General features: G+C 69.3%; 12 protein-coding genes. 2 read left to right on the top strand and 10 right to left on the bottom strand.

The window, feature by feature from the left end:
* The first annotated feature begins 26 nt into the window (after positions 1-26).
* Entirely contained in the window at positions 27-959 is a 933-nt protein-coding gene (locus tag AB0M56_RS35455) for an MBL fold metallo-hydrolase (protein ID WP_364184515.1), read from the top strand.
* Between the two features lie 230 nt (positions 960-1,189).
* Positions 1,190-1,351 (top strand): aldehyde dehydrogenase family protein, encoded by a 162-nt coding sequence (locus AB0M56_RS35450; RefSeq protein ID WP_364184512.1) that lies wholly within the window; start codon positions 1,190-1,192, stop codon positions 1,349-1,351.
* Positions 1,352-1,420: 69 nt separating this feature from the next.
* Here AB0M56_RS35450 and AB0M56_RS35445 read toward each other — a convergent pair whose 3' ends face one another.
* The 10 genes from AB0M56_RS35445 to AB0M56_RS35400 form a co-directional block, all read right to left on the bottom strand.
* Positions 1,421-2,425, bottom strand: coding sequence for an iron-siderophore ABC transporter substrate-binding protein (locus AB0M56_RS35445; RefSeq protein ID WP_364184510.1), 1,005 nt, complete (start codon positions 2,423-2,425; stop codon positions 1,421-1,423).
* A 16-nt stretch (positions 2,426-2,441) separates the two neighbouring features.
* Positions 2,442-3,242 carry an ABC transporter ATP-binding protein gene (locus AB0M56_RS35440; RefSeq protein WP_364184611.1) on the bottom strand — a complete coding sequence of 267 codons (801 nt, stop codon included), beginning with the start codon at positions 3,240-3,242 and terminating at the stop codon, positions 2,442-2,444.
* 33 nt (positions 3,243-3,275) lie between these two features.
* Positions 3,276-4,322 (bottom strand): iron chelate uptake ABC transporter family permease subunit, encoded by a 1,047-nt coding sequence (locus AB0M56_RS35435; protein ID WP_255638390.1) that lies wholly within the window; start codon positions 4,320-4,322, stop codon positions 3,276-3,278.
* Positions 4,319-5,338 carry an iron chelate uptake ABC transporter family permease subunit gene (locus AB0M56_RS35430; protein WP_364184507.1) on the bottom strand — a complete coding sequence of 340 codons (1,020 nt, stop codon included), beginning with the start codon at positions 5,336-5,338 and terminating at the stop codon, positions 4,319-4,321. The genes AB0M56_RS35435 and AB0M56_RS35430 overlap by 4 nt, the downstream gene beginning before the upstream one ends.
* A 206-nt stretch (positions 5,339-5,544) precedes the next feature.
* On the bottom strand, positions 5,545-5,964 hold the full coding sequence (locus tag AB0M56_RS35425; RefSeq protein WP_364184505.1) for an Lsr2 family protein: 420 nt from the start codon (positions 5,962-5,964) through the stop codon (positions 5,545-5,547).
* 57 nt (positions 5,965-6,021) lie between these two features.
* Positions 6,022-6,600, bottom strand: a complete 579-nt coding sequence (locus tag AB0M56_RS35420; protein WP_364184502.1) for a GNAT family N-acetyltransferase — start codon at positions 6,598-6,600, stop codon at positions 6,022-6,024.
* 88 nt (positions 6,601-6,688) lie between these two features.
* The gene (locus tag AB0M56_RS35415) at positions 6,689-7,072 is read right to left on the bottom strand and encodes a hypothetical protein (RefSeq protein ID WP_364184500.1); all 384 of its coding nucleotides are present in this window, start codon (positions 7,070-7,072) and stop codon (positions 6,689-6,691) included.
* A 180-nt stretch (positions 7,073-7,252) separates the two neighbouring features.
* Complete coding sequence (locus tag AB0M56_RS35410; protein WP_364184497.1) at positions 7,253-8,893, bottom strand: alkaline phosphatase family protein; 1,641 nt, start codon at positions 8,891-8,893, stop codon at positions 7,253-7,255.
* Between the two features lie 59 nt (positions 8,894-8,952).
* Positions 8,953-10,182, bottom strand: a complete 1,230-nt coding sequence (locus AB0M56_RS35405; protein WP_364184494.1) for a Dyp-type peroxidase — start codon at positions 10,180-10,182, stop codon at positions 8,953-8,955.
* Positions 10,179-11,354, bottom strand: a complete 1,176-nt coding sequence (locus AB0M56_RS35400) for an EfeM/EfeO family lipoprotein (protein ID WP_364184491.1) — start codon at positions 11,352-11,354, stop codon at positions 10,179-10,181. Before AB0M56_RS35400 ends, AB0M56_RS35405 begins: the two co-directional genes overlap by 4 nt.
* Between the last annotated feature and the right edge of the window lie 493 nt (positions 11,355-11,847).

Raw genomic sequence — 11,847 nt, 5'->3', positions numbered from 1 at the left:
GCGGCGCAGCCCACGAGGGGGACCCCATGCCCGCCATCAGGCGAAACATCGTGCCGCTCAGGTACTCCGACCCGAGCGTGGTCGCCTACGTCCGCAGCCCGACCGACTGGCTCGTGTCCAACTGCGGCTGGATCCGCGGCCGGTCCGGCGTGATGCTGGTCGACACGTGCGGCACTGAGCGGGACACGCTCGACCTGGTCTCCGACGTCCGCAAGTACTCGACCGTCGAAATGCCGCTCACGCTCGTGCTCACCCACGCCCACGGCGCGCACCACAACGGCGCCGGCGTGGCGTTGCGCAATGGCGGGCGCATCCTCGCCGCCGAGTCGGCCGTGTCCGCGGTGCGGGCGGGGCCGCAGCGGTACGAGGACACGTTCGACTGCAAGAACTGGGGCACGCTCGAAGCGCCCGAACCCGAGGCGGTGCACGCCGTCACCACGCCGCGCGAGGTCGACCTCGGCGGGGTGGTCGTGGAGGTCGTGCCGTTCCCCGGCGTCGCGCACACCGACGGCGATCTGGTGGCGTTCGAGCCCAAGACCGGCACGCTGTTCACGGGCGACTTGCTCTCCGTCGGCTCCACGCCGATGGCGCTGCACGGCTCGATCCCCGGCTGGCTCGACGCGCTTTACTGGCTGGACAAGACTTTCCCGACCGTCCGCACGTTCGTGCCCGGCCACGGCGCGCTCAGCCACCCCGGCAGCTTCCCGGTCGCCGTGCTGCGCACCTACCTCAACTGGCTGCTCGACGCGACCACCCCGGAAACCCCCGACTTCGCCGAGCTGGCCACGATCGCGCGCCGCCGCTGGCCGAACTGGAGCAACCCCGAGCGCCACATCGGCAACCTCATGCGCGCGCACGCCGACCAGCACGGCCGGACGCTGCAGGAGAAGACGGCGCTGCGCGCGATCCTCGACGCGGTGGGCGGCAAGATCGACCTCGACGCGCGACTGGGCCGCTAAGACCCGGTCATCCGCCGCCGAAGCCCCGAGGGCGTCACCCGTACTCCGCCCGGAACGCCCGCGAAAGCCACGGCTGGTCCGTGATCCCCCAGCGCGCCGCCACGGCCGCGATGCCGCGCCCCGCCAGCAGCGGATCGGTGAGATCCCGCCGATCTTCGCCGACGTGGACAACTCCGCCACGATCTCGCGCGAGGAGATCTTCGGACCACCGACGCCGACCGCGGCATGCCGTGGCCCGGCGCGTCGAGACGGGCACGATCGGCGTGAACACCTACCTGCCCGACCCCGTCGCGCCGTTCGGCGGCGTGAAGGCCGGCGGCATCGGCCGTGAGCTGGGCCCGGAGGCGCTGGGCAACTATCAGCAGTTCAAGACGATCTACTGCGGCGCCTGACGCCACAATCGGACAGGCCTTCCCGGGATCACCCGGGGAGGCCTGCTCGGTGCCACAGCGGAGAAGCGGTCAGCCGAGGTACTTCTTCAGGTCGTCGAGCACGTGGTCGGCGCCGATCGGGCCGAGCCCGAGGAACCACACCTCGTCGGAGACACGGATGGCGTGCTGCGACTTCACGGCGCTCAGGCCGGCCCACAGCCCGCTGCTCGTCACGGCCTTCTCGTCCGCGTTCGGCCCCGCGCCGTAGCTGGAGTAGAAAATCCAGTCGCCGTTGGCCTCGTCGATGCGCTCGCGCGAGATCTGCTTGGCCAGCTCGTTGATGTGCTGGTTGTCCGGCCGCTGCAGGCCGACATCCTTGAAGATCACGCCGATGAACGACAGGTCACCGTAGATCCGGATGCCCGTGGAGTGGAAGCGCAGCAACGAGATCTTGGGGTTGCCCTTGATCCCGGCCTTCACCTCGTCGGCCTTCTTCTGGTACGCGTTGAGCGCCGCCACGGCCTTGTTCTCCTGGCCCAGCGCCGCGCCGATCAGCAGCAGGTTCTCCTTCCACGGGAAGCCCGGGCGGATGCTGAACACCGTCGGCGCGATCTTCGACAGCTGCGGGTACAGGTCGTTGGCGCGCAGCTTGCTGCCGAGGATCAGGTCCGGCTGCAGCGAAGCGATCTTCTCGAGGTTGAGGTTGCTGACGTCACCGACGGTCGGGATGCCCTTGACTCGGTCGGCGAGGTAGCTCGGCACGCCGGTCTGGCCGGCGGTCGTGGCCATACCGACGGGCGTGACTCCCAGCGCCAGCACGTCGTCGAGCTCACCGCTGTCGAGCACGACCACGCGGGTGGGCGCTTTCTCGATCTTCGTCTGGCCCAGCGCGTGGGTGACCGTGCGCGGGAAGACGCCGGGGCCGACGTCGGCCTTCAGCTTGGCGGTCTCGGAGTCGGCCGTGGAGAACAGGCGGCCGCCGGTGGCGACATCCTTGTCCCCGACGCCCGAAGTGGTCGTGTTGGCGGGCTGGCTGCACGCGCCCAGGAGCGTGGCGGCGGCGAGGACGCCGAGGACCTTGGTCCATCTGGCCATCGTGGGGTGTTCCTTCCTAGGGCTGTGTGGTGGGAATACCGGCGCGGTGGCGGCCGATCGGGACGACCATGGGGGTGCCGGACACGGGATCGGCGATGATCCGGCAGGGCATGCCGAACACGTCCTCGACGAGCTCGGCGGTGAGGATGTCGCCGGGAGCTCCCTCTGCGGCGATCGACCCGTTTTTCATGGCGATGAGGTGGTCGCCGTAGCGGGCCGCGAGGTTGAGGTCGTGCAGCACGATCACGACGGTGGTGCCGTCGTTGTGGTTGAGGTCCGCGAGCAGGTCGAGCACCTCGACCTGGTGGCTGATGTCGAGGAACGTGGTGGGCTCGTCGAGCAGCAGCAACGGCGTGCGCTGCGCGAGCGCCATCGCGATCCACACGCGTTGGCGCTGCCCGCCCGACAGCTCGTCGACGGGCCGGCCGGCCAGCTCCACGGTGTCGGTGGCCAGCATCGCGCGCGCCACGGCGTCGTCGTCCTCGTCGTTCCAGCGGCGGAACACGCCCTGGTGCGGGTAGCGGCCGCGGCCGACGAGGTCGGCGACCGTGATGCCCTCCGGCGCCGTCGGCGACTGCGGCAGCAGACCGAGCACCCGGGCGACGTCCTTGCTGCGCAAGGAGGAAATGCGCTCGCCGTCGAGGAACACCGCACCGGCCGAGGGCGCGAGCAGGCGCGCCAGGCCGCGCAGCAGCGTCGACTTACCGCACGCGTTGGTCCCCACGATCATGGTGACCTTGCCCTCGGGGATGCGCACCGAGAGGTCCTTCACCACGGTCACGGGCCCGTAGCCGAGCTCGAGACCTTCGGTGTGCAGGGTGGGTGTCGTCGGTTTCACGCGCCTTCTCTCTCAGACTCGGCCGGCCCGGTTCGCCGTGGCGAGGAGGTACAGCAGGTACGGCGCGCCGACGGCCCCGGTCACGACACCGACCGGCAGCTGCGTGCCGAGCAGGTGCTGCGCGACGAAGTCGCCGAGCAACGTCACGAGCGCGCCGGTGAGGGCGGGCGCGACGAGGCCGACGCGGGCGCCGCCCACGAGCCGCGTCGCCACGGGGTTCGCCACGAACGCCACGAAACTCACGGGCCCGGCCGCCGCCGTGGCGAACGCGGCGAGCGCGGTGGCGACGAGGAGCAGCAGCAGGCGCATGCGTTCCACGCGCAGGCCGAGCCCGGCCGCGGTGTCGTCACCCAGCTGCAGGCCGGTGAGCGCGCGGCTGAGCAACAGCGCGGCCGGCCCGAGCACCACGAGGGCGATCGCGAGCGGCACCACCTTGTCCCAGCTCGCGCCGTTGAGGTTTCCGGTGAGCCACACCAGGGCCTGCTGCGCCAGCGTCACGTCGGCCCAGGTCATCAGGTACGACACGATGCTGGCGAGCACCGCGCCGACTCCGACGCCGATGAGCACGAGGCGGTAGCCGTTCACGCCGCCGCGGCGCGAGAGCACGTAGATGATCACGCCGGTGAGCAGCGCGCCGACGAACGCGGCGGCCGAGAGCACCGGACCGGACACCCCGAACAGGACCAGGCAGATCACCGCGGCGGCGCTGGCACCCTGCGTCACGCCGATCACATCGGGGCTGGCGAGCGGATTGCGCAGCAGGCGCTGGAAAAGCGCGCCGCCGAGTCCGAACGCGACACCCACCAGCACAGCCGCCACGGCACGCGGCAGCCGCAGCTGCGTGACGACGTAGGCGCCGCCGCCCGTGCCGTCGCCGAAGAGGATGCCGGGCAGCTGTCCCAAGGGGACGTCGAAGTCACCGACGGCCAGGGACAGCGCGAAAACTCCGACCAGCAGCACGAAGAGCACGATCGACACGAGCCACACCCGCGCCGCGCCCTGGCGACGGGCGGCCGAGACCGCCTTCAGCGCGTCGGGGAGCGCCTGCGGCGGGTTCACACCTTCACCAGCTTCCGGCGCCGCACCAGCACGATGAACACGGGCGCGCCGATCACGGCGGTCACGATGCCCACCTGCACCTCGGCCGGGCGCGCGATCACGCGGCCGATCACGTCGGCCACGAGCAGCAGCAACGGCGCCAGCAAAGCGGAGTACGGCAGGAGCCACCGGTGGTCGGGCCCGGTGATCAGCCGCGCGACGTGCGGCACGGTCAGCCCCACGAAGGCGATCGGGCCGGCGATGGCCGTCGCCGATCCACAGAGGACGACCACGGCGAGCGCGCAGATCGCCCGCGCCACGGCGACGTTCTGCCCGAGCGCGCGGGCGACGTCCTCACCCAGCGCCAGCGCGTTGAGCATCCGCGCGGACACCAGCGCGAGCACCACGCCGACCACGATGAACGGCACGGCCTGCGTGATCGTCGATGCGTCGCGCCCGGTCAGCGACCCGACCTGCCAGAAGCGGAACTGGTCGAACGTGGTGGTGTCGGTGAGCAGCAGCCCGCTCGTCACCGATTGCAGCGCCGCCGTCACCGCGGCGCCCGCGAGCGCCAGTTTCACCGGTGTGGCGCCGACTCGCCCGAGCGCGCTGATCCCGTAGACGACCACTGCGGCGGCAGCCGCACCGGCGAAGCCGAACCAGACGTAACCGGTGACGGTGGTGATACCGAGCGTGCTGATGCCGAGCACCACGAACAGCGCGGCGCCCGCGTTCACGCCCAGCAGGCCCGGGTCGGCGAGCGGATTGCGCGTGGCACCTTGGATCACGGCGCCGGACAGTCCCAGCGCGACACCCGCCAGCACGCCCACGAGCGTGCGCGGCAGGCGCAGCTCGTGTACCACGAGGTGATCGGGATTCGAGGCGTCGTAGTGGAACAAGGAGTCGAGGACGGTGCCGAACGACAACCCGCGCGATCCGACGGCGATGCTCAGCGCGGCGGCGAGCACGAGCGCCACCAGGAGCACCACGAGCCCCGCCGTCAGCGAGAGTGTTCTCGGGCGGGCTCTCTCGGCCACAGTCGGTTACCTTCACTCACAGGACATTTAGGCTTGGCTACCCTACCCCGCGCGTGGCGCCGCCGTCGTGTGGCCATCACCACGGTCGTCGCGTGTCATCACTGCTACACCGCCCGGTGATTCCGCCGTGGCGGGCGAAGCATCCCAGCAAACGCCGAAAGGGGTCCGTCACCGCGGTGACGGACCCCTTTCACGGAAAGCTCGGCTCAGGCGTTCGCCTTCTTGCGCGGCGCACGCTTGCGGGCCGGCTTGGCGGGAGCCTCTTCGACCTCGTCGATCTCTTCTTCACGCTCTTCGAAGGCCCTCACGATCTCCGCGGGGAGCCGGCCCCGGTCGGACACCTTGAAGCCGTTGGCCTCGGCCCACTCCCGCATGAGGCGGTTGCGCTCCCGATCGGCGGCGGACGACGTCGCCCGCGGCGCCTGCCCGGCGGCCATGCGCACCTTGCGGCCCCCGACGCGGCGGGAAGCGGTGACGTAGCGCGCGAGCTCATCACGAAGCGCGGCGGCGTTGTCTTCGGACAGATCGATCTCGTAACTCACACCGTCGAGGCTGAAGGGGACGGTCTGATCGGCAATGCTGCCGTCGATGTCGTCCACCATCTCGACGTGAACCTTCTGCGCCATGGTTCGTCGTTCCTTCACCTTCTACAGGACGTGCCTGGGGGAACCCTATCGTGTCGACTAATGTCGCGCGGTGCTGGACACCCATTCCTCTCTGGACAGCGCGTACTCGACATCGCCGTGTTCCGCGCCTTCCAGGTATTCCGGCCACTCGAGGAAGAAGGTGCGCACGAGCTTGAGCCCCGCCTTCTCGAGCACGCGACGGGAACGGGTGTTGACCGTCATCGTCGTCGCGACGACCCGCTCGACACCGAGTTCCGCGAATGCCTTGCGAAGCACCGCTTGCAGCCCTTCCGTCGCGAACCCGCGCCCCCACACCGCGGGCAGCAGGCGGTAGCCGACTTCGATACCGCCTCCCCCGAGTCCACGGCTCGTCGCCGGCCGCACCGAGAACCACCCGGCGAATTGGTCCGTCTCCGAATTCACGGCGGCGAAACACCCGAGTCCCGCGGGCAGATCCCGGTATTCCGCGAGGAAACCCGGAAGTGTCATGCCCTCGACGACTTCACGGGACACCGGACTGCCGTCGTCGATGAAGCGCATCACCCCGGGATCACCGTGGAGATCCGCGAGCACGCCCGCATCGGCGGGCGTGAACCGGCGCAGCCGCAGTCGCGGCGTTTCGGTCCACGTGGCCATGGCGGGGATTGGACCAGTGCGGCCGTCCGAGCGCAAGGGGCATTTCCGAACTGTTGCCCCCTGCCGGAAAATCGCCGCGAAAATGTGCTCAGGCGCGCGTGAAGCCGCCCAGGTGGTGCGGGAAGACGGTGATCGGCACACCCGCGCCGGCCAGGTCACGCAGCATCGTCAAGATCGCCTCGGTGGGCGTGCCGTGGACGCGGATGTTCGTGGTGGCCGTGAGGTTCTCCCGGAACGCCGGGTCGGCGTGCTCGGTGAGCACGCGCATGTGGTGCTCGAACGAGTCGGTGTCCGGGTGGATCTGCACGAATTCGACCTCGGTGCCGTCGGCGTTCGCGTACTCGTGGAACGCGATCAGCCGCGGCTCATGGTCCTCGACGAACCGGGCCCAGCCGGGCGCGCGGTCCTTCTCGGCGTCGAACCTGCCGGGGACCACGCTGTTGGTGGCGATGAAAACGAACGGACCGGACATGATTTCTACCTCCCATGTACTATCCAACCAGTTGGTTACCTGATTCGCTACCGCCGCCCGCTGTCTCGTCGCCCACAGCAGGCGAGCCCGGAAACGGCCGAAGGCCACCGGATTCGACGAACCCGGTGGCCTTCGGAGTGGTGCTGGGTACTGCTGGTGTTACTGGGTACTACGCGGTGTTCAGTGGTGCCCGTTCTTGACGGCCGCACCCGTCTTCGGGTCCAGCGGCAGCTTGCCCGCCTGCGGGTACCAGAAGTTGAACATGTTCCACAGCCCGCCGGCACGGGAGTCGAACGACGAACCGCCGACGCGACCGGTGAACCAGTTGTCCTCCACGAACTGCAGCACCGAGGTCTGGTCGGTGCGGGTGTGGTCGACGAAGTTCACCTTGCTGTAGGGCGAGATGACCTGCAGCGGCAGACGCGGGCCGTAACCGCAGCGGTCCGCGGTCGTGCCCAGCTTGGTCTTGGTGCCGGTGCAGACCGACTGGTCCTGCGCGGCGTCGTTCGACCCGTTGACGATCGTGGACTTCTGGTGGTCGTACCAGCCGTCCGAGTCGTCGTAGGCGAGGACGATCGCGGTGGACTTCCACTCCGGCGACTGCTGGATCTTGTTGATCTCGCTGACCGCGAACTGCTGCTCGTCGAGCGGGTCGGAGTTGGCCGCGTGGGCGTCCTCGTAGGCCGGGGCCTTGAGGTAGCTCACGGCGGGCATCGAGCCGGCCTTCAGAGAAGCGTCGAAGTCGCTGATGTCGTACTGGTGGTTGGCCTGGTCGGTCTGACCGATGGCCTGCACCGAGGACGGCGGCAGGTGGTGCGGGTTCGACGTCGACTTGTAGTACGAGAACGCGTTGTGGTGCGGGCTGTAGTCCGTCACCGGGATGCCGCCGACGTTGTTGTGCTGCGCACCGCAGACCGCGAACCCGTTCTGGGTGCCGGTCGGCTTGAAGCCACCCTGGAACCAGCCCCAGGTCACGTGGCGCTGGTTCAGCATGTCACCGATGTTCTTGCCCTGCAGCGAGGCGAGGTTCTCGGTGGCGGTGTGGTTCTTGTCCGAGCAGTCGTCGTACGCCGGGTCAGGGTCGTTGATGACCGTGCCGATCCCGTTCTTGTCCGGGGAAACGACGGCGTAGGAGTCGGTGGTCGGCTGGTGCGTCACCGAAGTGAGCGCCTGCGCCCCGCCCGTCTGGCCGGAGATCAGGTTGAGCGCACCGGGGGTCGACGGGCCGAAGTTCGTGTTGTAGGAGTTGTCGCTCATCGCGTAGTTCTGAGCGTAGTTCCACAAGCCCGTGACAGTGTTGCCGTCGTAGTAGTCCATGACCAGGCCCGGCGCGCCGTAGAGGATCGGCTGCCCCGTGCACTTGTCGGTCTCGGTCTTCTCGACGAACTTGTCCATCTTGCCGCCGTTGAACGCGGCCTGCTCAGCACCGTAGGAGTGGTTCTGGTCGCAGGTCAGCGCCCGGTCGGGGGAAAGGCGCTTCGGGTCGTAGGCGTTGGGGTTGTTGTTCAGCAGCTTCTTGTCGAGGCCGTTGACCTTCGGGGTGTTCTTCGCGGCCTTGAACGGCGTGCCGTCCTGGTTGGTCGCGTTGGGGTAGGTGCCGAAGTAGTGGTCGAACGAGATGTTCTCGCCGAAGATCACCACGACGTGCTTGATCGGGGTGAGCGTCGGCAGCCACGACGCCGGCAGCGTGTGCAGCGCCTGGGCGTCTGCGGTCGACGCCGCGGAGCCGGTGACGATCGCCAACACGGCGGCCGAAGCGAGCGCACCCGCGCCGATCAGCCCGCGTGAACGGCGACGCCGTCTGCCGATTCCTTTGTCCACTGGGGAATCCTCCTGATTTCGATGACTTCGTGGTGGGAACTGCAACTGCGGGAACACGGTCAGGCCAGCAAAGCCCGTCCGTAGTGGTCGTCGGGACCGGTCACCCCCGGCAGCGCCAGGAAGTAGCCGCCACCGAACGGGGAGATGTAATCGACCAGCGGCTCGTCGATGAGCCGCTTCTGGACCGCCTCGAACTGACGCTCGAGGTCCTGCTGGTAGCAGGTGAAGATCAGGCCCATGTTCAGGTTGCCGTTGGTGTCCACGCCGCGGTCGTAGTTGACCGCGCGGCGCAGGATCCGGCTGGAATCCGTCTCCGGCTTGCGAGGGTTCGCCATGCGGATGTGGCTCGTGAGGGGGATGACGGTGCCGACTGGGTCGTCGGCGTACTTCGGCACGTCCTGCTCGTCGGCGCCGTCGAGGGGCGCGCCGGTGTCGCGGCGGCGGCCGAACATGTTCTCCTGCTCGGTCAGCGACACGCGGTCCCAGAACTCGACGAGCATCCGGATCAGCCGCACGACCTGGTAGCTGCCGCCCTTGGTCCACGCCGGCTCGCCGCTGCCCTCGCCGAGCCAGACCAGCTTGTCGTACTCGGCGTCGGTCGGGTTCGAGATGCCGTCCTTGAAGCCCATGAGGTTGCGCGGAGTGCCGGAAGGCCGCGGCTGCGAGGCGAAGCCGTTGATCTTCCAGCGCAGCTGCATCCCGCCGCGGGTGGCGCGGGCGATGTCGCGCAGCGCGTGCAGCACGGTGTCGGTGTTGTCCGCCGAGAGCACGAGCGACAGGTCACCGTGGCACTGCGCGGCGTCGAGCGCGTCGTTGGGGAACATCGTCATCGGCTTGAGCTTCTTCGGCTTGAGCGCCGCGAGACCGTAGCGGTCGTCGAACAGCGACGAGCCGACGCCGAGCACCACGCCGAGGTTGCCCGCCGGCACGACCGGGCCCAGCACGCCGGAGTCGGCGGGCGGCGCGGTGATGCCGAGCGCCGCGGGGGCGCCGCCGGTGGTGAGGAAGCGGGCCCGGTCGGTGATCTCCTTGAACAGGTCCGTGAGCTCGGCCTTGTTGTCGGCCACGACGTCGAACGACGCCACCACGCTCTGCGCGGGCGGCCGACGCACGATCGCGGCCTGGCGGTCGCCGTGGAACGCGACGGAACCGGAGCCGGAGTCGGCGGCGCTCGCGGCGACCGAGCCGACCCCCACACCCGCGGCGGCGGTCAGGCCGGCACCGACGACGGTGCGGCGCAGGAACGTCCGGCGGGAGGACTCCCCCGGCTGGGCGGGCTTGGCGGTCACGAAACCCTCCTGGGTTCGGCGATGGCCGCGATCGGGGCGAGCCGCTCGGTGAGCTCGCTGACGTCGGCGTTGATCTTCTGGCGTTGTGGCGCGGTGAGCGCGGACACGGGCGTCCACGAACCGTCGGGCTTGCGGGCGCCGTCGAGGGTCGTTTCGGTCCGCTTCATCCAGCTGTCCACACCGGACAGTGCGGGGTAGCGCGGGGCGAGCACCGGGCGCAGGACGTCGAGCACGGTCTGCACGCCGTCGAGGTTCGCCCGCGTGGTGGCGAGGTTGGTGCCGCTGCCGTAGTCGGTCTTGGCGGTGAGCTCGAACTGCAGGGCGTTCTCCACGATCTCGTGGGCGCGCAGGCCGAGGTCGTTCGCGTCGACCTGGCTCTGGGGGAAGGCCGTGCGCAGGTCCTGCACGTCGGAGGACAGCTGGTCGACGACGCCGCCGAGCGAGCCCATGTCCTCGTTGTGCCAGAGGCCGTACTCGAGGCGGTGGAAGCCGGTGAAGTCCGGGTCGGAGGTGCCGCCGGGCAAGCCGGCGGTCGTGCCGTTGATGGCGCCGTCGGAGTCGCCGAAGGCGTCGTACGCGGCGCCGAGGCGCTCGTAGGTCAGGTGCGCGGTGAGCCAGGTGGACTCGGCGGCGCCGCGGTCGCCGCGGTGCACGGCGTCCTTGAGCGCGCCGACGTCGGTGACCAGTGTGTCGAGCCCCTGCGTCACCTTGGCCTCGTAGACCTTGAGCGGTTGCAGAAGGTCGTTCTGCGTCACCGCCGCGACACCCGGGCCGCGCTCGGCGCCGCCACTGACGGTCGTCGTCGGGCCCACGATCGCGGACGAGTCCTCCGGCAGGCACCGGAAGGCGTACAGCCCATTACCGAGTGTCACCGACATCGGCCTGGTCGTCCCGGTGCCGAGACCCTCGACCTCGCCGTAGATCACGCCGGTCTTCGGGTCGATCAGATCGACCTCCGACGTGACGGCGCCAGTGTTGTGAAGGTTGAAGATTTGCGGACCCGGCTTGGGGTCCGTCCAGCCCTGACCACAGGCGGAGCGGGAGATCTGGATCTCCGGATCCTGCGCGGACGCCCCGTCGGGCCAGACCGCGAAGGCGATTCCCACGGCAGCGGCGGCGACCACGACACCCGCGGCCCCCACCACCCAACGGGCACGTACAGACCCCGGCACGCGCACACTCCTGCCACTCGTTCGGACTACCGGGACGGAATTATGCGTGCGGAACGTGAAGAAACAGGGGGTCGAGACCACCTCCCGCCCGGGAATTCACCAGGACTTCAACCAAAAACCCGATGAAATCGGATATAAGGACCAAAGCGCCGCACCGCCATAAGTCCCTTTCGGCACTTATGGCGGCTTTTGTATCTTGGACCTGTGTCTTCGACCCCGGCTCGCCCGCGCACGCCGCCACCGGACCGCCCAGCCGCCGCACCTCGGCCACGGGGTTGTCCGGCACCGCGAGCCGGGTGCGGACCTCCCGCCACACGCGCTCCCCGACCCAGCCCGCCGAAGATCTCCGAGCACCACAGCAAAAGACACCCGCCCAAAGCCGACCCACCTGCGAGATCGCGCCGGCTTCCGGATGTGGGTGGTTCGATCGGCCCCCGGCCGATCCGACCGCCCACATCCGGAAGCCGGCTCAAAGGCGATCTCGCACGCCCCG

It is taken from the genome of Amycolatopsis sp. NPDC051372, from assembly GCF_040682095.1.
In the GTDB taxonomy this organism is placed as follows: Bacteria; Actinomycetota; Actinomycetes; order Mycobacteriales; family Pseudonocardiaceae; genus Amycolatopsis.
Note: the sequence above shows the minus strand (reverse complement) of the source record. Positions and strands in the feature narration are given on the sequence as shown.

Excerpts from the sequence above, each read along its gene's own strand:
- AB0M56_RS35455 (WP_364184515.1), top strand. The coding sequence starts at position 27 with ATGCCCGCCATCAGGCGAAACATCGTGCCGCTCAGGTACTCCGACCCG.
- AB0M56_RS35445 (WP_364184510.1), bottom strand. The coding sequence starts at position 2,425 with ATGGCCAGATGGACCAAGGTCCTCGGCGTCCTCGCCGCCGCCACGCTC.
- AB0M56_RS35425 (WP_364184505.1), bottom strand. The coding sequence starts at position 5,964 with ATGGCGCAGAAGGTTCACGTCGAGATGGTGGACGACATCGACGGCAGC.
- AB0M56_RS35420 (WP_364184502.1), bottom strand. The coding sequence starts at position 6,600 with ATGGCCACGTGGACCGAAACGCCGCGACTGCGGCTGCGCCGGTTCACG.
- AB0M56_RS35415 (WP_364184500.1), bottom strand. The coding sequence starts at position 7,072 with ATGTCCGGTCCGTTCGTTTTCATCGCCACCAACAGCGTGGTCCCCGGC.